The following is a 19,334-nucleotide window of genomic DNA, read 5'->3' on the forward strand; positions in this document are numbered from 1 at the left end:
CGGGCCTTACTGGGAGGCCGTAAAGTCTGGTCTCTTGGCGTCCCGTCGTCAGGATGGACCATAATGCGCCCCTTCAGAAAAAATAGTAGAGACTACGCATAAGAGGAATGATGAGAATGGATAAACAAGCATTGCTTGCTGGTGCGATCCAAGCAAGAGAACTGGCGTATGTGCCTTACTCCAAGTTTCAGGTGGGCGCAGCGCTGCTGTGTGAGAGCGGCAAGGTTTATTTGGGCGGCAATATCGAAAACGCTGCATACTCGCTGTGCAACTGCGCAGAGCGTACGGCCCTGTTCAAAGCTTATTCGGAGGGGGACCGCACGTTCAAGGCGCTGGCAGTGGCGGCGGACACCCCTGGAGCGGTGTCTCCGTGCGGCGCGTGCCGTCAGGTGTTGGCTGAGCTTTGCCCGCCGGACATGCCTGTATACTTGACCAACCTGAAAGGCGACGTCGAGGAAACAACAGTATCTGCCCTTTTGCCGGGGGCATTTTCCAAGGAGGATTTACGTGGATAACCGCAAGACCAAACAATCATTCAAATCAGGATTCGTATCTATTGTGGGGCGCCCGAACGTAGGGAAATCGACGCTGCTGAACCACGTCGTCGGCCACAAGATCGCAATCATGTCCAATAAGCCGCAAACGACGCGCAACAAAATCACCGCTGTTCATACGACGGAAGCAGGGCAAATCATCTTCATCGATACGCCGGGGATTCACAAGCCGCAATCCAAGCTGGGCAACTACATGGTGTCGGTGGCTGAAAATACGCTCAATGAAGTCGACCTCGTGCTGTTTGTGGTAGACGCGACCGAAAAGCGCGGAGCGGGTGACGACTACATCATCGAGCGGCTGAAGCAAGTTAAGACTCCGGTATTTTTGGTGATCAACAAAATTGACAAGGTTCATCCGGAAGCGCTGTTGCCGATTATCGACGATTACCGCCAGTTGTACGATTTCAAGCAGATCGTTCCGATTTCCGCCTTGGAGGGCAACAACACTGCTTCCTTGACCGAAGCGATCATGGGGGAAATGGAAGAAGGGCCGATGTTCTACCCGGCCGACCAGGTGACCGATCATCCGGAGCGTTTTGTCGTGGCCGAGTTGATTCGCGAAAAAGTTCTGCATTTGACCCGCGAAGAAGTGCCCCATTCGATTGCTGTCGTCGTGGAGGAAATGAAGCGCGGCGAAAACGGGAAGACGCTGTACATTTACGCGGCGATTTACGTGGAACGCGATTCGCAGCGCGGCATTTTGATCGGACAAAAAGGCCAGATGCTGAAAGAAATTGGCAGACGGGCGAGAAAAGATATCGAGCGGCTGATGGGGGATCAAGTATTCCTGGAGCTGTGGATCAAGGTGAAAAAGGACTGGCGCAACCAGGAGCGGATGCTGCGCAACTTCGGCTTTTACAACGAAGAATAGGCAGATGGCTGTCCTTCGTTTTCATTCGTGTTAATTTTTCCAAGGCATATAATAACGGGCGCAGGTGATTCTAAGAAGGAAGTGGATAGACCCGATACAGGAAAGGATGATGCTCCATGCTTCGTGACTTTTCTTGGAGAGTTTTCGCTTCAACCGGTGACATCCATGCTTACCTTCTCTACCGCGATCACCATCAGGCGGAAGGCTCTTCAGAAGACGTTCTGCTTGATTTTGCCCAGGAAGAATTGGGTGACTCGCAGGCATGCTTGTAAAATGGGAAGGGATTGTCATTCGCAGCGTGGACTATGGCGAGTCCAGCAAAGTGGTGACGTTGTTTACCAGGGAGAACGGCAAGCTAGGCGTGATGGCGCGCGGTGCTAAAAAGACCAAGAGCCGTCTTGCCGCCGTCTCCCAGTTGTTTTCGCACGGTTATTTTCTGTGCAAGGCAGGGCCCGGAGCGGGAATGCCCGATCTGTCGCAGGGTGACATCGTGGATTCCTTCCGGGACATGCGGCAAGCCCTCACTGCGACGGCTTATGCCGCTTACATAGCAGAGCTTTTGGATCGATTGACACATGAACGGGAGCCGAATCCGTATTTGTTCCAGCTATTGCTGCAGACGTTTCGCTATCTGGACGAAGGGGTGGACCCGGAAATTTTGTGCCGGATTTTCGAGGTGAAGATGCTGATTGTAGCCGGGATTTCGCCGCAGCTGTCAGCTTGTGCGAACTGCGGACAACAGCGGGAGCCTTATGCGATCAGTGTATCGCAGGGCGGGTTGCTGTGCCCGTCTTGCCAGCCATCAGACCCGTATGCACTGGCGGTCACGCCTTCTACCTGGAAGCTGTTGCGGCTGTTCCAGGTATTTGATTTGGAACGTTTGGGCGACATCGAGGTGAAGCCGGCGACGCGCAGCCAGCTCAAGCATGTGATTCGCAGCTTCATGGACGAGCATCTTGATCTGAGGCTGAAAAGTCGCGCATTTCTGGAACAACTGGAGCGAATGGAAAGGATGGCCCAGTCCGACAGTGACTGATTGACATTCGATTTTCTTTTCGTTATGATAAGGAACAAACTTACATACCGAACGTTGCCATGAAGGAAAAGAGTAGTCGGCCACTGTGTGCAAAAAGCGAACCGGGGAAGGTGAAAGCCCGGTCACCACGCTGATGAAGGGCATTCCGGAGCAATTTGGTCTTTAGAAGGTGGGCGAAGAACGTATTCGCCAAGTAGGGTGGAACCGCGAGAATCCTCTCGTCCCTACACTGTCGTTTTGCAGACAGTGTAGAGGCGGGAGGTTTTTATTTTTGGAGGAGGAAAAGAGCATGAAAATGACATTTCAAGACATCATTTTGACGCTGCAAAACTTTTGGGCCAAGCAAAATTGCCTGATCGTGCAGCCGTACGACGTGGAAAAAGGAGCGGGTACACTGAACCCGATGACATTTTTGCGCTCCATCGGACCTGAGCCGTGGAACGTGGCGTACGTGGAGCCGTCCCGTCGCCCGGCGGATGGCCGCTACGGGGAAAACCCGAACCGTCTGTACCAGCACCACCAGTTTCAGGTGATCATGAAGCCGTCGCCGGACAACATCCAGGAGCTGTATTTGGAGAGTCTGCGCCAACTGGGGATTGAACCGCTGGAGCACGACATCCGCTTCGTGGAAGACAACTGGGAGCATCCGGGTCTGGGCGCATGGGGGCTTGGCTGGGAAGTTTGGCTCGACGGTATGGAAATCACCCAGTTCACCTACTTCCAGCAAGTCGGCGGTCTGGAGTGCAAACCGGTTGCCGTTGAGCTGACGTACGGTCTGGAACGCCTGGCTTCTTACATTCAGGAAAAGGAAAATGTGTTCGATCTGGAATGGTGCAACGGCTACACGTACGGAGACGTGTTCTTGCAGCCTGAATACGAGCACTCCAAATACACGTTTGAGCTGTCTGACGTAGACATGCTGTTCACGCTTTACAACACATACGAAGCAGAAGCAAAACGGCTGATGAAAGAGCGCCTGGTCTATCCGGCGTACGATTACGTGCTGAAATGTTCGCATACGTTCAACCTGCTGGACGCCAGAGGGGCGATCAGCGTGACAGAGCGCACCGGCTACATCGCACGTGTCCGCAATTTGTCCCGCGAAGTGGCACAAACGTACTACGCAGAGCGCGAGCGTCTCGGCTTCCCGCTTTTGAAAAAAGACGGCACACACGAGGAAGAAACGGCACAGGTGAAGGGAGAGGATACAAATGAGTAAACGCGATTTGCTCGTAGAAGTAGGTCTGGAAGAAATGCCAGCGCGGTTTGTGGCCCTGGCAGCATCGCAATTCAAGGAAAAAGTGGAGAAGTGGCTGACGGCAGAGCGCGTTCCCTTCGACCAGATTACTGCGCTGGAGACGCCACGCCGATTCGCTTTGCTGATTACCGGACTCGCTGAGAAGCAGCCGGATCGCAACGACGAAGCGAAAGGTCCGGCAAAGAAAATCGCACAGGACGAAGCGGGCAACTGGTCCAAGGCAGCGCTTGGCTTCGCACGCAGCAACAACGTCGACCCGAACGACTTGTACTTTAAAGAAGTGAACGGCGTAGAATACGTGCACGCGAGAAAAGCGGAAGCGGGCAAGGCGACGACAGAAATTTTGCCGCACCTCTCCGAAGTGATTGCAGGCATGAGCTTCCCGAAAAATATGCGCTGGGGCGCGAGAGACTTGAAATACGTTCGCCCGATTCGCTGGCTGGTAGCCCTGTTCGGCGATGAATTGATTGACCTGGAGATCGCCGGAGTAAAAAGCGGACGCATCTCCCGCGGCCATCGCTTCCTCGGGACAGAAGTGACGCTCGCTCACCCCAGTGAGTACGTAAGCAAGCTGGCGGAACAGCACGTCATGGTCGACCCGCAAGAGCGCAGGGCGACGATCGTGGAGCAAATCCGCCGTTTGGAGCAGGAACACGGCTGGACGATCCCGATGGATGAGGGGCTTCTGGATGAAGTCGTCCATCTGGTCGAGTATCCGACAGCGCTGTACGGCACGTTTGAAGCAGAGTTTTTGACGATTCCGCGCGAAGTACTGGTCACTTCCATGCGCGAGCATCAACGCTATTTCCCGGTGGAAAATGCGCAGGGACAACTGCTCAATCATTTCGTTACCGTGCGCAACGGCGATAGCCGCGCTCTGGAAAATGTAGCAAAAGGAAACGAAAAAGTGCTGCGCGCCCGTCTGTCTGACGCCCGTTTCTTCTATGTAGAGGACCAGAAGCTGTCCATCGACAGCTGCCTCAAGCGGCTGGAGACAATCGTCTTCCACGAGGAGCTGGGAACGATTGGAGACAAAGTTCGCCGCGTGCGCAAAACAGCGGGTCTGATTGCAAGCAAGCTCGGAGTAAGTGCAGAAGAAGCCAAACAAGTAGACCGAATCGCAGAAATCGCCAAGTTTGACCTCGTGACCAACATGGTCGGCGAGTTCCCGGAACTGCAAGGCATCATGGGTGAGGATTACGCCCGCAAGGCAGGAGAGTCCGAACTCGTGGCGCGCGGTGTGTTCGAGCACTATTTGCCACGTTTCGCTGGCGACCTGATGCCTGCTTCCGCACAGGGAGCAATCGCGAGCATGGCTGACAAGCTGGATACGATCGTCGGCTGCTTTGCCATCGGGATCGTGCCGACAGGTTCCCAGGACCCATACGGTCTGCGCCGGATGGCAGCGGGGATTGTCAGCATTTTGCTGGAACGCAACTGGCAGCTGTCCCTCGACGAACTGTGGGATGCAGCGCTCGAAGGCTACAGTGCACAAGGCGTAAGCAAACGGACGGCAGAAGAAGTGAAAAAGGATCTGGTCGATTTCTTCGCCCTTCGTCTGAAAAACGTTCTGCAAGAAAACAACGTGCGCTACGATGTGATCGACGCCGTGTTGAGCGCAGATTTGACCAAAGTTCCCGATGTGCTGGCAAAAGCGAAGGCGCTGATGGCGACTGTTGCAGCTGAGGACTTCAAGCTGATCGTCGAGCAGTTTACGCGGGTGAACAACCTCGCGCAAAAAGCGGAATCCGACAGCGTGAACGAAGCGCTGTTCGCCGAAGAAGCCGAGCGCAATCTGTACCAGTCTTACCAGTCTGTCGCCAAAGAAGTGCAAGGACTGGATGACCAAGCGAAAATTTTGGCGACGCTCTCGACGCTGCGCGAGCCGATTCAGGCGTTTTTCGATAAAGTCATGGTTATGGCGGAAGATCAGGCTGTTCGCGCGAACCGACTGGGCATGCTTCTTTGCATCTCCCGTCTTTTGAACGCCTATGCCGATTTCGCGAAAATTGTATTTGCCTAACAACGAATAGGCTGGTGCCTCCGTCCTATAATGAGACGGGGGCACCTTTTTTCCGCGCGAAAGAAGGAATATCCGGTCGAATAGAGTAATACTAGGAAGAGGTAAAGACAGAACCGGGGTGATTGGTCATCGAGCTTACCAAGCGTCAAGAGCAGATCTTACAGATAGTGAAGGATGACGGGCCGATTACGGGCGAGCATATCGCGGAGCGCCTCAATCTGACTCGCGCTACTTTGCGCCCTGATCTCTCCATCCTCACGATGTCAGGATATTTAGAAGCCAGACCTCGGGTCGGGTATTTTTATGCCGGCAGACCAGCAAGCTCCGTCATTAGTGAACGGCTTCACAAACTGATCGTCAATGATTACAAGGCGGTGCCGATCGTAGTTTCCGAGTCCGCCTCCGCTTACGATGCAATCGTTACCCTCTTTCTGGAGGATGTCGGAACGTTGTTCGTCGTCAATCAAAAAGGATATTTGGCTGGCGTCATCTCCCGCAAGGACCTTTTGCGCGCTTCGCTCGGCAACAAGACGCTGGAAGATGTGCCGGTCAGCATCATCATGTCCAGGATGCCGAATATCATCACTTGTGGCCCGGAGGAAACCTTGTACGCAGCGGCGAAGAAGCTGATCGATTTTCAGATCGACTCCTTGCCTGTCGTACGACCCAGCGATGAGGACCCGAGACAGATGGAATTGATGGGACGGGTTACGAAGACGACGATCGCCAAAGCATTTGTTGAATTGGGCAGCGAACCGAAAGTGTAGGAGGAGAATGGATGCAAGGTAACCAACAAGGACAGCTCATCTACGTGGTCTCGGATTCCATTGGCGAAACGGCTGAGCTTGTCGTTCGCGCAGGAGCCAGTCAATTTGACCGTTTTTTGTTCGATGTGCAAAAGTATCCCTACATAGAAGACAAGGAATCCATCGACGAAATCATTGCCTCTGCAAAAGAATCGAAGGCGATGATCGTCTTTACGCTGGTCATCCCGGAATTGAACGCCTATATCACCCAGCAGGCGGCGATCCACAGCATTCCGGCCATTGACGTCATGGGTCCGCTCATGAACACGCTGCAAGGCATGCTGAAGGAGCCGCCGACTGGCAAGCCGGGGCTTGTGCGCAGACTGGACGAGGAGTATTTCCGCAAGGTGGACGCCATCGAGTTCGCCGTCAAGTACGATGACGGACGCGATCCACGCGGACTTTTGCGGGCGGACGTTGTGCTGATCGGCGTATCGCGCACCTCCAAGACGCCGCTCTCCATGTACTTGGCAAACAAGCGCCTGAAAGTGGCGAACGTTCCGCTTGTCCCGGAAGTGGAGCCGCCAGAAGAGCTGTTCCAGCTTCCGCAGGAGCGGTGTATCGGGTTGACCATCAATCCGGAGCAGTTGAACGGCATTCGTACCGAACGACTCAAAGCGCTCGGATTGACGGCGCAAGCCAATTACGCGAACCTGGACCGGATTACAGAGGAGCTTGCTTACTCCAAGCGGATTATTGACCGATTGGGCTGCAAGGTCATTGACGTTTCCAACAAGGCAGTAGAGGAAACAGCCAACATCATTTTGGAGATCATTCGCAAAAACAATCTCCGAAGTGAAAGGAAATAGGTCAAAAGAAGGAATTTGACGACTTTTGTAGAAAATCAGTTAGGAAAGGTTTGTTCCCCAGGAGCCGCAAGAGCGTTTATTGCTCGCGGAAATGTGGAAAAGTAGAAAAGAAGAAAAGAAGTTTAAGACAAAGAAGGAATTTGACGAATTTTGACGAACTAAATAATCTCATCGTGCGATTCTCCTAAAAAGGTGGAAAGACATGACAGGTCCCACTTCAGATGAATTTGTGAACCAAGTGCGTGCCGCTGTCGACATCGTAGACGTTGTAGGAGAGTACGTTCAACTGAGAAAAAGCGGTCGTGCCTTTCTCGGTCTATGTCCGTTTCACTCTGAAAAGAGCCCTTCCTTCAATGTGAATGCAGAGCGACAGTTTTTTCATTGCTTTGGCTGCGGGGCAGGTGGGGATGTCTTTTCCTTTTTAATGAAACTGGAGCAGCTGACGTTCCCAGAGGCATTGCACAAATTGGCGGAGCGTGCCGGGATCGCCGTGCCCCAGACACAGCAAGTAGAGGAATCTCCAGAAAAGCGCTCGAAGCAAGCCATGCAGGAAGCGCATCAGCTTGTCGCGAAGCTGTACCACTACGTGCTGACGGAGACGCCATATGGCGTGGAGGCGATGAAGTATTTAGCCAAGCGCGGAATGTCTCCTCAGACGATTGCCGAGTTTCAGATCGGCTTTGCCCCGGATTCCTGGGATTTCGTGACGCAGTTTTTGAAAAAACGGCGTTTTTCACAGGAGTTGATGGTGGACGCTGGTCTCTTGGCAAAAAGCGATGGAGGAAAAGTATTTGATCGCTTCCGGGGACGAATCATGTTCCCGATCCAGGACACCCAGGGAAATGTCATCGGATTCGGCGGCCGCCTCTTGGCCGGCTCTCAGCCAAAATCTCAACCGAAGTACTTAAACAGCCCGGAAAGCCTTTTGTTTAACAAAAGCGCTACCCTGTTCAACCTTCACCGTGCCCGTCCGTATATTAGAAAGAGGAAGCAGGCACTACTGTTTGAAGGGTATGTCGATGTCATTTCGGCATGGCAGGCGGGTTTTCCCCAAGGAGTTGCTACGCTGGGGACCGCTTTGACCGAGCAGCAGGCACGGATGATTCGCCGCAATGTCGATTCGGTCGTGCTGTGCTACGACGGAGATGCTGCTGGTCAGGAAGCGACAAGCAAGGCAATCCACATACTGCAGCAGGCGGGTCTCATCGTTCGGGTAGCTCCTTTGCCGCAAGGTGTCGATCCAGATGATTACATACGCCAGCACGGTGCTGAAGCCTTTTCTCAGCAAGTGCTGCTGCAGGCGATGCCGGTTACGGCTTTTCGCTTGAAACATTTACGAAGCCAGATCGTAATACATGATGAGACGGACAAGGCCCGCTTGATCGCCAAAGCCGTGGAAATCATCAACGAGCTGGAAAGCCCGGTGGAGCGGGATATGTATTTGCGGCAATTGGCGGATGAATATTCCCTTACTCTCGGCGATTTGAAATGGGAGTCCAAACGCGTTTATAAACAGCAAAAAAGTGAACGCCAAAGGGATAAAGTGCCGTCAGCATGGAATAATAGTATAAATAATGGCAAAGTTACGCTCGCGAAAACACTGCCACCCGCTTACCACACGGCTGAGCGCATGCTGCTGTACTACATGATGCGGAATGAAGAAATCGCCGCCCGCGTCCAGGAGGAATGCAGCGCCCACTTTCAAGTGGACGAACACGATGCGCTGGCTGCCTACCTGTACGCCTACTACGCAGAGGGAAACCCGGAAGACCCTGGAGGGTTCATACATTACGTGCAAGACGATTTGTTAAAGCAATTAGCCTCGGGATTGGCCATGATGGAGTGCAAGGAAGACGTATCCGATTTAGAGATCGGTGACTACATCAAACAAGTGAATAACTACCCGAAGCGTGCCGAGTTGGAACGATTGCGCGATGAGCAGCGGAGCTTACACCTCCAAGCGGCCGCAGCGGACAGCGAGGATGCGCGCAAACAACTGGAAATTCAAGCTGCCTTAACAGGGATGAAGATTCTTGAATTGGAAAATGCTTTAAAAGAAGGGTAGCTTCAGATCATTCCCGGGGAAGGAGGGAAAGTAGATGAACAAGCAAAATATCACTTCTGACATGGAAGCAATGTCCATCGAACAAGTGAAGGAGCAGTTGGTCGAATTAGGCAAGAAACGCGGCGTTTTGTCGTACAAGGAAATTACAGATCGCCTCGCAGCATTTGAACAGGATTCCGATCAGATGGATGAGTTTTTCGAATACCTGGGTGATCAAGGTATCGAGATTAACAACAATGAGAATGACGACGACGATGAAGTCGACGAAATGATCATGAAGGATGAGGACAACGAAGAATTCGACTTTGACGATCTCTCCGTTCCACCTGGAATTAAGATCAATGACCCTGTACGGATGTACCTGAAAGAAATCGGTCGTGTTCCTCTGCTCTCCGCAGAAGAGGAGATCAAACTGGCCCAGCGGATTGAGCAAGGGGATGAGGAAGCGAAGAGACGACTGGCCGAAGCAAACTTGCGGTTGGTTGTATCGATTGCCAAGCGTTATGTAGGACGCGGCATGTTGTTCCTTGACCTGATTCAGGAAGGAAACATGGGACTGATTAAAGCGGTAGAAAAATTTGATTACCGCAAAGGCTACAAGTTCAGTACGTACGCGACTTGGTGGATTCGTCAGGCGATTACGCGCGCGATTGCAGACCAGGCACGTACGATCCGGATTCCGGTGCATATGGTGGAAACCATCAACAAGCTGATTCGTGTTTCCCGTCAGCTTCTTCAGGAGCTTGGACGCGAGCCGATGCCGGAAGAAATCGCGGAAAAAATGGATCTGACCCCGGAAAAGGTTCGGGAAATCATGAAGATTGCTCAAGAGCCTGTTTCGCTGGAAACGCCGATCGGGGAAGAAGACGATTCTCACCTGGGCGACTTCATCGAAGATCAGGACGCGCTGGAGCCATCTGATGCTGCTGCGTATGAACTGTTGAAAGAGCAGCTCGAAGACGTGCTGGACACGTTGACTGATCGTGAAGAAAACGTTCTTCGCTTGCGCTTCGGTCTGGATGACGGACGTACCCGCACACTGGAAGAAGTGGGCAAAGTATTCGGCGTCACTCGTGAGCGCATCCGTCAAATTGAGGCGAAAGCACTACGCAAACTTCGCCATCCGAGTAGAAGCAAACGCTTAAAAGATTTCTTGGAATAGCCGATATAAGAAGTATGTGGCCTACGTTTTAGCCGACGTAGGCTTTTCTTTTTCTACATCATTTTCTGTCACGAGTAAGGAGGGGCCGCGTTGGACGACCAGCGCAAGCGAACCATCATAGCTGAGATTGAAAACTGGCGGCGCAATCATCTGCTGCCTGAACATTACTGCATTTTCCTGTTAAACCTGTATACAGAAGGGGATCGACCGAGCATTCCCGCATCCGCGGGCAGGGGAGAAGGGAAGAGAGCGGATGCGCTGGCATCTGGAGCAGGGGTTGCGACAGGCAACTCATCGCCATCTGCATCGTATGCCTACGCAACCAGAACGGTTGCTCCGGTTACGGGAAAAATGGTGATGGCCTGGCTCCTTGGCGCCTTTGTTATTGCTGGTTTGATCTTGCTTGCTTTTCATTTTAACCGTTTTACGACACCAATGCAAATTACCATCTTTGCCTGTTTCGCTCTCGTTTTCTATATTCTGGGATACGCATTTCGCCGCCAGGCACCCCCGCTGACCCATTTGTTTCTAACGTTTTGCTTCGTCTTGCTCATCGCGGGAGGAATTTATTGCATTCAGCAACTGAACGGCTCCATGGCACTGACTCTTTTGTATTTAGGCGTGGTTTGCGTGCTTTTGTGCCTGAGTGCCTTCATTTTTGGCTACGCCTATTTGCTTTACTGCGGCATGCTCGGCTTGGCGCTTATTTACGGTTTTGCTACCGTGCAGCGCATCGGGGAAGGCTACACGTGGTGGAAATCGGAGCTTTACTGGGTTCCGCTTGCTTGCCTGCTGACAGGGCTTGGCTTTTTAATGAACAGCGGAAATCCGAAGTGGGCGGGAGTTTTTGCTGTGTGCGGACTGATTTCGTTCTTTGGCGCAGAGATTCAGGCGCTGTACATTTCGGAAGCGAAGCGTGATGTGATCCAGCTTTTGTTATTTATCAAAGTCTTTTTGGCTTCCGCACTCTTTTTCTTCACGCGCGGCTATTGGTACACCTGGCTTCGCTTATGATGATCCTCCCGTTTTTTTCGGCTGACCGATTTGTTACAATTGGGTTAGAGAGAAAATGAGGTGAGGGTAATTGGAGAGCAAAACGAAGGTGTTGATCGGCATATTGCTGGCTGTCGTCTTTCTCGCGGGGGAAACGGCTGCACAGTTGATGGGTGCAAAAACATACAGCATCGGATACATATTGGGCGCTCTTGCTTTTGTCGGAGCGATCTTCATAGGAGCACGCCAGCGATAGGCGTGTTTTTTTTGTGGAAATCACACATACAAGCCAATCGTGGTGTATAATGGAAAGAGTATTCTGAACAAACGCTCAGTCATAATAGTGCTTGTCTTGGTATTTCTTAACTAAAGCGTTTTCAAGGGGGCAGCGAAACATGAATTTCGATTTGACTGTCGAGCAGCAAATGCTCAAAAAAATGATGCGGGAGTTTGCCGATGAAGTCGTAGCGCCTGGCGCAGATGAGCGGGACCGCACCAAGCAATTTCCTGTCGAAATATTCAAGCAGATGAGCGAGTTGAACTTGATGGGTCTGCCGTTTCCGGAAGAGTACGGCGGAGGAGGGGGCGACTCTACGAGCTTTGCGATTGTGGTCGAAGAGTTGAGTCGGGCTTGCGGCTCCACAGGGATTACGTATTCGGCGCACATCTCGCTTGGCGGCGCTCCGCTGTATTTGTTTGGAACTGAGGAGCAGAAGCAGAAGTATTTGAGCAAAGTCTGTTCCGGTGAGAGCTTCGGGGCATTTGGCCTCACAGAACCAAACGCAGGCTCGGATGCAGGCGGCACGAAGACGACGGCCGTTTTGTCTGACCGGGAATGGGTGATCAACGGTTCCAAATGTTTTATTACGAACGCTTCCTACGCATCGTTTCTGGCGTTGACAGCCGTGACGGACAAGGATAAAGGCTCACGGGGCATTTCTGCCTTTATCGTCCCGACAGACGCTCCTGGCTTCAGTGTTTTGGCGAACTACGAGAAGCTTGGCCTGCACAGCTCCAATACGACAGAGCTGGTGCTGGAAAATGTCCGTGTGCCCGAAGAAAACATACTCGGCAAACGCGGAGAGGGCTTCAAGCAATTTTTGATTACGCTCGATGGCGGACGCATCGGGATTGGAGCGATGGCGGTAGGAATCGCGCAGGCAGCCTACGACAAAGCCCTGCAATACGCGAAGCAGCGCACCGCTTTTGGCAATTCGTTGAGCCAGTTCCAGGCAATTCAGCACAAGCTGGCTGATATGGCCATGCAAATCGACCTGGCGAGAACGATGGTCTACAAAGCAGCGTGGCTCAAGGACCACGGGCGCAAGTTTACAAAAGAAGCGGCTATGGCGAAGCTTTACGCGTCGGAAGTAGCGATGTCCGCTACCCATCAGGCGATTCAGATTCACGGCGGCTACGGTTATATGCGCGAGTATCAGGTGGAGCGTTTCTTCCGCGATGCCCGCTTGCTGGAAATCGGAGAAGGTACGTCAGAAATTTTGCGCAACGTCATCGCCAGAGAAATCGGCTGCTAACATTATTTGGACAATCTGGAATCCTCGCTGCTCGTCCGGCGAGGATTTTGTCGTTCTTTGCGCGACGGCTGTCAGCGATTTTGCATTTCGCAATTGCTGCCAAATAGGGTAGAATAGAGGCAACGGAAGGTGAAGACATAAATGACATCATTAACAATTTCCAAGCGGCTGCAAACGATTGCCCGCTACTGTCCAGAAGGAGCCCGCGTCGCCGACATCGGGTCGGATCATGCGTTGTTGGCTTCTTATTTGCTTGTAAAAGGAATTGCCTCGTTCGTAATTGCCGGAGAGTTGAACGAAGGTCCTTTTCAGGCAGCCAAAAAGCAAATACATACGCTGCAACTCAAAGATCGTGCCGCAGTCAGAAAAGGAAACGGCCTTGCCGTGCTCGAACCGGGCGAAGTTGACGTCGTCTGCATTGCCGGAATGGGCGGACAACTGATCGTTTCCATTTTGGAGGAAGGACTTCTTAAGCTGGAAGGGGTCCAGCGCCTGATTCTGCAACCGAATGTAGGGGAAGAGATCGTGCGTCGCTGGATGCTGAAACAAGGCTGGCAATTGGTTGCCGAGACGATTGTGCAAGAAGACGGCATCATTTACGAGATATTGGTGGCAGAACGGGGAGCCCCCCTTTTTCCTTACGAAAACAAAGATCGTCCGCAAGAAGACCTCATCCGCATCGGTCCGTTCCTCTGGGAAGAAAAGTCGCCCATTCTCGCGGAAAAATGGCAGCATGAAAGAGAAAAGTGGCAAAAGGTCCTGGGCCAGCTGAAGCGGTCGGACAAGCCGGAAGCCGCCCAAAGAATTGCGGAAATCGAACAAGAAGTCAAATGGATAGATGAGGTGATCGCATGCTTGCACACGGACAAACCGTAATTCAGTACGTAGAGCGTTTGGCGCCAAAATCGTTGGCGATGGAAGGGGATAAAATTGGTCTCCACGTAGGCACGCTGCAAAAGAAAGTGCAAAAAGTCATGGTCGCGCTTGACGTGCTCGAATCCGTGGTGGATGAAGCTATTGCCGAAGGGGTAGACTTGATCGTCGCTCACCACGCCGTCATTTATCGCCCGCTCAAGCATTTGCGGACAGACCTGGCGGCAGGGCGCGTTTTTGAAAAGTTGATCAAACATGACATCGCGGTTTATACCGCTCATACGAATCTGGATGTGGCAGTAGGAGGCATGAACGATTGGCTGGCTGAAGCCATCGGACTGGTCGACCTGGACGTTTTGGATGTGCTGCAAAAAGAAGCGTGGAAAAAGCTCGTCGTCTTCGTTCCGGCGACGCACAAAGAGGCTGTGTTTACCGCTATGTCCGAGGCGGGTGCAGGACACGTCGGCAACTACAGCCATTGCTCCTTCCAGGTGGAAGGGACAGGAACCTTTTTGCCAGGAGACGAAACCAATCCGCATATCGGCTCGCAAGGCAAGCTGGAGCATGTCGAGGAAGTGCGGATCGAGATGGTAGTGCCTGCTTCCCGACAAGCGGCTGTCATCAAAGCGATGCAAGCCGCTCATCCTTACGAGGAAGTGGCTTATGATGTGATTCCGCTGGACCAATCCGGCCAGGCGTACGGCATTGGCCGAATCGGCTATTTGCCGACTCCGCTGACCTTGCGTGATTTGGCCCAACTGGTGAAAGAACGCTTTTCGCTGCAAGGGCTTCGCGTCGTTGGAAATCTCGATGAAACGGTCAAAAAGGTGGCTGTTGTAGGCGGGGATGGCAGTTCTTTTGCTTCCAAGGCGATTTTCAAAGACGCAGATGTGCTCCTGACGGGAGATATCGGCTACCATATCGCCCACGATGCGCAGGCGGACGGGCTTTCCATCATTGATGCCGGCCACAATATCGAGAAAATCATGAAGCAAAAACTGGCGGATTACTTGCTGGAACAGTTGAAAGCAAATGGCTACGAAACAAAAGTGGTTGCTTCCTCTGTGCACACGGACCCGTTTCAATTTGTATAGTGCAAACGTCGGCACAAACGTTTTGTTGCCGTCTAGCTGAAGTGTAGGAGGATTTCGTGTGCAAAAACTAATTCGAACGCTCTCAAGCGGGTTGCTTGTCGCTGCCTTGCTCACCCCCGGCGTCGCTTCTGCGGCTGGGGGCTTTCTGCCCTATTCGGACATTAGCAACCATTGGGCCAAAGCGTCTATTATTCGAGGTGTACAGGCTGGACTTTTTGCAGCTGGTACTGACGCTCCGCACTTTTACCCGAATCGCGATATGTCGCGCGCTGAATTTTTGGCGTTGATGGATCGGTTGTACAACGGGGGACAGTATCAGCTCTACCCGTTGACGTTTTTGTCTGAACATGCGGAATGGTCAAAAGGGGAAGGCTTTGACCAACCGTATCTTCCTTATAAAGACGTCGATCGTCTGACGTGGGTGTACAATCCGACTTTGCGTGTAGCGATTGTACTGGACAGGCTGTATGGCCCGAATGCGATCCAGCAAGTTTTTCCGGGGGAAGAAATGAAGCCGGACCAGCCGATTACGCAAGAAGAAGCGGCAAAGCTCATGCAAATGTTCACGATGTCGCCCGACAGCAGCAAAGCGTGGGAAGAAGTCAAGGCTTGGAAGTGGCTTGAAGGAGACAGAACGGACAAATTGAAGCGGGGAGAGGCAGCAGCGGCTGCCGACCGCATGATTACTTACTTGGTGCAGGATACGATTTTGCCGCTGTTGGATTATGATGGTACGAAGTTTCCGATGGTTCCGGAGATTGAGGAACTTTTCCCTTATTTCGAAACGTACACCGCTCCAAAGTCAAAGCAGGAAGCAGCATATGTCAGCGCTGTTGACGCGATTCGCAACCATGAAGACTCCGAAGCGACTTTTGAATTGCTGCGAGCGCTTGCGGACACGACATTTGCGAATCGGATCGGGCTTCATTTTTATTTGAGCTGGGACCCGGGCACAGAGATTTCCACCAATCTGGATGAAGCGATGAGTGCCATTGACGCGTATTTCGCCAACAAAATCATTTTGCCGGACACGCTCAGACTGTTGAGTGCCAATGTGTATGATTTGGCTTTGCAGCAAGCCGGGAAAGACCAGAAGCAATTCGCGAAGGTGCTGGAGCGGTTAAGCACCTATGAACAAAAAGTGAAGCCAAATTCAAAAGAGTGGGAAGCGTTGGCCATCTATCTCGGTGCATTGGAGATCAAGAGCGGGCAAACGGAAAAAGCGTTGGAGCGCTACAAGCAATTTTCCGCCAACAATCCGGAAGCGCTGCTCAACGCTTGCTATTACTTGTACCAGGAAGGCAGGTTGGAAGAGGCGAGTGCCCTGCTTGCGACCGTAAAGCCGAATGCTTCCGACAGTCGAATGGTTCAGTTGGGCAAGCTGTTGCGCCAGGAATTGACTTCTTTGCAGGAGCAGTCTGCGATTGTAAGCGACCTTGGTTACTCGCTGCGCCGCCTCGACAACGCCGATTCGTATCAGGTTCAAGGAGAGGCTGTGCTTAGCGGTTTCAGCTTTAAGTATACGCAGGAGATTGACCAGCGCAGCCAGGTAAGCAGGCTCAACGGATTTTATCAATCGCCGCAAAAGTTGGTATCGGACAAGCTTGCTACCTATACAGACGGCAGCAAACATATCCAATACTCGTACGACTCCGAAAAGCAGAGATGGGATCGGCATAGCACGAACAATCTCGACTTTTTGCATGAGTGGGTCGGTGCCTTGCCGGTTGCAGAGCGGGCGAACAAGCTGCACGCGCGCTACTTCAAGCAGACTTTCGGCGAGATGGAAGTGATTACGGAATGGATTCCGGGAAGTGTGCTTGCAGAACAATCGGCCTCTTTGCTGCTGGAGCGTGGCAAAGTCAAAGATGTGCCACTGTTCATGAACAAATACTACATCGACAAATCTACTGATCGCGTTGTCAAGCATACGTGGCGATACGAGGAGATTTATTCGAGCGATGAGTACGTGGCCTATTCGGGCACAGATCAATACGATTACGCAAAAAGCATCAAGCTGTCGATTCCAGAGGAAGTACGAAAAGGGGTGACTCCATGAAGCGGTTTAGTCGATGGATACTGACTGCCCTGCTTGCTGTATCGGTATGGCAACAGGTGCCAGCCCAGGCAGCAGAAAATCCTTATGTGGAAACAGAAGAAGTATTCCGATACGTCATGGAGAGCCATTTAAGCAAGCCGCAAGCGGCAAAGCTGGTCAAAGGTGCGCTCGAATCCGTCAGTGAACAGGCGAAGGAGCGCAAGGATTTGCCGCTTGTCGTATCCGCCGAGGATGATACATTTGGAGAACTCGTCCAACGGTTGGCTGAGTGGCAGAAAAAAGGTGGATTTGATGCCGCTTCGATGAACACATGGGCAATCGACGGGATGCTCTCCACGCTCGACGATCCGCACACCGTCTTTTTTACAGCAGATGAACTGCGGCTGTTCCAGTCTGATGTGGAAAATCAGTTTGTCGGATTCGGCTTCCGTCTGCGGATGCAAAACGACCACATCATCATTCGCGAAATCGTCTCCGGTTCTCCGGCCGCAGCATCTGTCCTCAAGCGTGGCGACCAGTTGCTGAAGGTGGGAGATGTCTCCCTGGTGGGGAAAAGCTTTGAGGAATCGTATGCTTACTTGAAAGGTGCAGAAGGAACCGAAGCCGTATTGGTCGTATATCGCCCTTCCGAAAAGCGTGAGCTTCAGGTCAAGCTGAAAAGAGCGCTGATGACACTTCCGGAAGCGGAAGGTCAGTTGTTTGACAAAGGGTCGGTCGGCTACATCAGTCTGGAAACGTTCGGGTCTGATGGCGCTGTGCAAATGCGCGACAAACTGCTTGAATTTGCACGCTCCCAAAAGCAGCTGACCGGGCTTGTCCTGGACTTGCGTGACAATGGCGGCGGCTATTTGAGTACGGCGCGAGACATCGCAAGCCTGTTCATGGAAGACGGACTGCTCATGTATACGACAAACCGCAACGGTGTGGAAGTGGAGACATGGGTACGCAACGGCCGGGACATCGGCATTCCTGTACGCATTTTGGTGAATGGCGGAACCGCTTCTGCTTCCGAGCTTCTGTCCGGCGCTTTGCGCGATCACGGCATTGCCAAGCTGGTCGGAACGAAGACGTATGGCAAAGGCAGCGCACAGCAAGTGATCCCTTTGTCAGAAGGGGATGCGCTCAAGCTGACACTGAACGAATATTTCACCCCCAAGCATACGGTCGTCAACCATATCGGTCTTACGCCAGACTTGGTCGTGGAAGATTACGGCGCACAAGTGGTCGAAGCTCTGCAATCCTTGAATGTGCGCGCTTGGGAACTGAGCGATGAGGATGGGGATACTGTAATCAACGGCATCCCGTTCCCGACAGTCGAACCGCTTTTCAAACAAGGAACAGGAGGGCTGCAAGTCCGGGCAGCTATTTTGTCGCACTTATTGAAAGATCCGGCCATCGGCGAGAATGAATACGTGGAGCTTGCTCCTTATTTGAAAAAGCACCCTGCCCTGAAAGTGCAAAGCAAGGGTGGATTCCACTTCTTGACCTATACTTCCTAGTAAAAAGACAAGCCGTTGCTGTTGATTGCAGCAAAGGCTTGTTTTTTTCTGTGAAAAACGTCTCACCGTTTTGTTGCGGGTATAGTCGGAAGCAGGAAGCAGAACACTATCAGGTGCGACACTAATGACGAACGAAGGATGGCAGACCGATGAAAAAAGTAATTCTTTTTTTGATCGACTCCATGATGCCAGATGTGCTGGAGCGCTGCATTGCAGCGAACAAAGCGCCGGGTCTGCGCTTTTTGATGGAGCATAGCCAGTACATCCCGGATTGCGTTACGGTTTTTCCGACGATGACGGCTTCAATAGACTGCTCGCTGATCACCGGAGTTTATCCGGATCAGCACAAAATACCGGGCTTGGTCTGGTTCAATTCCGAGCAGAACAAAATCGTGAACTATATTAATGGAGCCGTTCCTGTGCACAAACTGGGAATTACGCATTGTGCAACGAACGTGCTGTTCGATTTGAATGAGCGGCATCTCAGCAAAGCGGTGAAGACCATTCACGAAGTCGTGGAAGAACACGGGCTTGTGTCAGGCTCGATCAACGTGATTGCTCACCGCGGCCACAAGCAGCACAAGGTGCATATGCCGCCGCTTTTGGACGCTGTTACTTCGTTTCGGCTTCGCGAGATGGTAAGCGGCCCGACGATCATGAGCATGGGAACATTGGTGCGGCCGAATCTGTTTCGTCC

General features: G+C 52.4%; 18 protein-coding genes (1 of these 18 cut by a window edge). All 18 read left to right on the forward strand.

The window, feature by feature from the left end; translation table 11 throughout:
• Positions 1–116 precede the first annotated feature (116 nt).
• Entirely contained in the window at positions 117–515 is a 399-nt protein-coding gene (cdd, locus tag NST23_RS10095) for a cytidine deaminase (RefSeq protein ID WP_063231406.1), read from the forward strand.
• Positions 508–1,425, forward strand: a complete 918-nt coding sequence (era, locus tag NST23_RS10100; RefSeq protein WP_122964085.1) for a GTPase Era — start codon at positions 508–510, stop codon at positions 1,423–1,425. The genes cdd and era overlap by 8 nt, the downstream gene beginning before the upstream one ends.
• A 116-nt stretch (positions 1,426–1,541) precedes the next feature.
• Positions 1,542–1,697 (forward strand): YqzL family protein, encoded by a 156-nt coding sequence (locus NST23_RS10105; protein WP_083955823.1) that lies wholly within the window; start codon positions 1,542–1,544, stop codon positions 1,695–1,697.
• On the forward strand, positions 1,688–2,461 hold the full coding sequence (gene recO, locus NST23_RS10110) for a DNA repair protein RecO (RefSeq protein WP_122964084.1): 774 nt from the start codon (positions 1,688–1,690) through the stop codon (positions 2,459–2,461). Before NST23_RS10105 ends, recO begins: the two co-directional genes overlap by 10 nt.
• A 295-nt stretch (positions 2,462–2,756) precedes the next feature.
• On the forward strand, positions 2,757–3,680 hold the full coding sequence (glyQ, locus tag NST23_RS10115) for a glycine--tRNA ligase subunit alpha (protein WP_063231428.1): 924 nt from the start codon (positions 2,757–2,759) through the stop codon (positions 3,678–3,680).
• On the forward strand, positions 3,673–5,742 hold the full coding sequence (gene glyS, locus NST23_RS10120; RefSeq protein ID WP_217022447.1) for a glycine--tRNA ligase subunit beta: 2,070 nt from the start codon (positions 3,673–3,675) through the stop codon (positions 5,740–5,742). The genes glyQ and glyS overlap by 8 nt, the downstream gene beginning before the upstream one ends.
• Positions 5,743–5,864: 122 nt before the next feature.
• Positions 5,865–6,509, forward strand: a complete 645-nt coding sequence (locus tag NST23_RS10125) for a helix-turn-helix transcriptional regulator (protein WP_063231410.1) — start codon at positions 5,865–5,867, stop codon at positions 6,507–6,509.
• An 11-nt stretch (positions 6,510–6,520) separates the two neighbouring features.
• On the forward strand, positions 6,521–7,357 hold the full coding sequence (locus tag NST23_RS10130) for a pyruvate, water dikinase regulatory protein (RefSeq protein WP_063231411.1): 837 nt from the start codon (positions 6,521–6,523) through the stop codon (positions 7,355–7,357).
• A gap of 202 nt (positions 7,358–7,559) precedes the next feature.
• The gene (gene dnaG, locus NST23_RS10135) at positions 7,560–9,422 is read left to right on the forward strand and encodes a DNA primase (RefSeq protein ID WP_122964082.1); all 1,863 of its coding nucleotides are present in this window, start codon (positions 7,560–7,562) and stop codon (positions 9,420–9,422) included.
• 34 nt (positions 9,423–9,456) lie between these two features.
• On the forward strand, positions 9,457–10,584 hold the full coding sequence (gene rpoD, locus NST23_RS10140; protein WP_063231413.1) for an RNA polymerase sigma factor RpoD: 1,128 nt from the start codon (positions 9,457–9,459) through the stop codon (positions 10,582–10,584).
• Between the two features lie 90 nt (positions 10,585–10,674).
• Positions 10,675–11,598 carry a hypothetical protein gene (locus NST23_RS10145; protein WP_340963621.1) on the forward strand — a complete coding sequence of 308 codons (924 nt, stop codon included), beginning with the start codon at positions 10,675–10,677 and terminating at the stop codon, positions 11,596–11,598.
• 70 nt (positions 11,599–11,668) lie between these two features.
• The gene (locus NST23_RS10150; protein WP_167470280.1) at positions 11,669–11,833 is read left to right on the forward strand and encodes a hypothetical protein; all 165 of its coding nucleotides are present in this window, start codon (positions 11,669–11,671) and stop codon (positions 11,831–11,833) included.
• Between the two features lie 139 nt (positions 11,834–11,972).
• Complete coding sequence (locus tag NST23_RS10155) at positions 11,973–13,112, forward strand: acyl-CoA dehydrogenase (RefSeq protein ID WP_063231415.1); 1,140 nt, start codon at positions 11,973–11,975, stop codon at positions 13,110–13,112.
• A gap of 141 nt (positions 13,113–13,253) precedes the next feature.
• Complete coding sequence (locus NST23_RS10160; RefSeq protein ID WP_281869844.1) at positions 13,254–13,988, forward strand: tRNA (adenine(22)-N(1))-methyltransferase; 735 nt, start codon at positions 13,254–13,256, stop codon at positions 13,986–13,988.
• Complete coding sequence (locus NST23_RS10165; RefSeq protein ID WP_287101965.1) at positions 13,964–15,079, forward strand: Nif3-like dinuclear metal center hexameric protein; 1,116 nt, start codon at positions 13,964–13,966, stop codon at positions 15,077–15,079. Before NST23_RS10160 ends, NST23_RS10165 begins: the two co-directional genes overlap by 25 nt.
• A gap of 58 nt (positions 15,080–15,137) precedes the next feature.
• Entirely contained in the window at positions 15,138–17,138 is a 2,001-nt protein-coding gene (locus tag NST23_RS10170) for an S-layer homology domain-containing protein (RefSeq protein WP_280649207.1), read from the forward strand.
• Positions 17,135–18,637 carry a S41 family peptidase gene (locus tag NST23_RS10175; protein WP_173598579.1) on the forward strand — a complete coding sequence of 501 codons (1,503 nt, stop codon included), beginning with the start codon at positions 17,135–17,137 and terminating at the stop codon, positions 18,635–18,637. Before NST23_RS10170 ends, NST23_RS10175 begins: the two co-directional genes overlap by 4 nt.
• 149 nt (positions 18,638–18,786) lie before the next feature.
• Positions 18,787–19,334, forward strand: partial view of an alkaline phosphatase family protein gene (locus tag NST23_RS10180; protein ID WP_242771949.1) — the beginning only. Its footprint extends 937 nt past the window's final position; the window shows 548 of its 1,485 coding nt (coding positions 1–548); it begins with the start codon at positions 18,787–18,789; its stop codon lies beyond the right edge, outside the window.

This window comes from Brevibacillus sp. FSL K6-0770, from assembly GCF_038000275.1.
GTDB classification, from domain to species: Bacteria; Bacillota; Bacilli; order Brevibacillales; family Brevibacillaceae; genus Brevibacillus; species Brevibacillus parabrevis.

What these genes read in the sequence shown, in the direction of transcription:
- NST23_RS10105 (WP_083955823.1), top strand. Translation starts at nt 1,542, where the DNA reads ATGCTTCGTGACTTTTCTTGGAGAGTTTTCGCTTCAACCGGTGACATC.
- NST23_RS10175 (WP_173598579.1), top strand. Translation starts at nt 17,135, where the DNA reads ATGAAGCGGTTTAGTCGATGGATACTGACTGCCCTGCTTGCTGTATCG.
- glyS (WP_217022447.1), top strand. Translation starts at nt 3,673, where the DNA reads ATGAGTAAACGCGATTTGCTCGTAGAAGTAGGTCTGGAAGAAATGCCA.
- NST23_RS10155 (WP_063231415.1), top strand. Translation starts at nt 11,973, where the DNA reads ATGAATTTCGATTTGACTGTCGAGCAGCAAATGCTCAAAAAAATGATG.
- glyQ (WP_063231428.1), top strand. Translation starts at nt 2,757, where the DNA reads ATGACATTTCAAGACATCATTTTGACGCTGCAAAACTTTTGGGCCAAG.
- NST23_RS10130 (WP_063231411.1), top strand. Translation starts at nt 6,521, where the DNA reads ATGCAAGGTAACCAACAAGGACAGCTCATCTACGTGGTCTCGGATTCC.
- NST23_RS10160 (WP_281869844.1), top strand. Translation starts at nt 13,254, where the DNA reads ATGACATCATTAACAATTTCCAAGCGGCTGCAAACGATTGCCCGCTAC.
- recO (WP_122964084.1), top strand. Translation starts at nt 1,688, where the DNA reads ATGCTTGTAAAATGGGAAGGGATTGTCATTCGCAGCGTGGACTATGGC.
- dnaG (WP_122964082.1), top strand. Translation starts at nt 7,560, where the DNA reads ATGACAGGTCCCACTTCAGATGAATTTGTGAACCAAGTGCGTGCCGCT.
- rpoD (WP_063231413.1), top strand. Translation starts at nt 9,457, where the DNA reads ATGAACAAGCAAAATATCACTTCTGACATGGAAGCAATGTCCATCGAA.
- cdd (WP_063231406.1), top strand. Translation starts at nt 117, where the DNA reads ATGGATAAACAAGCATTGCTTGCTGGTGCGATCCAAGCAAGAGAACTG.
- NST23_RS10165 (WP_287101965.1), top strand. Translation starts at nt 13,964, where the DNA reads ATGCTTGCACACGGACAAACCGTAATTCAGTACGTAGAGCGTTTGGCG.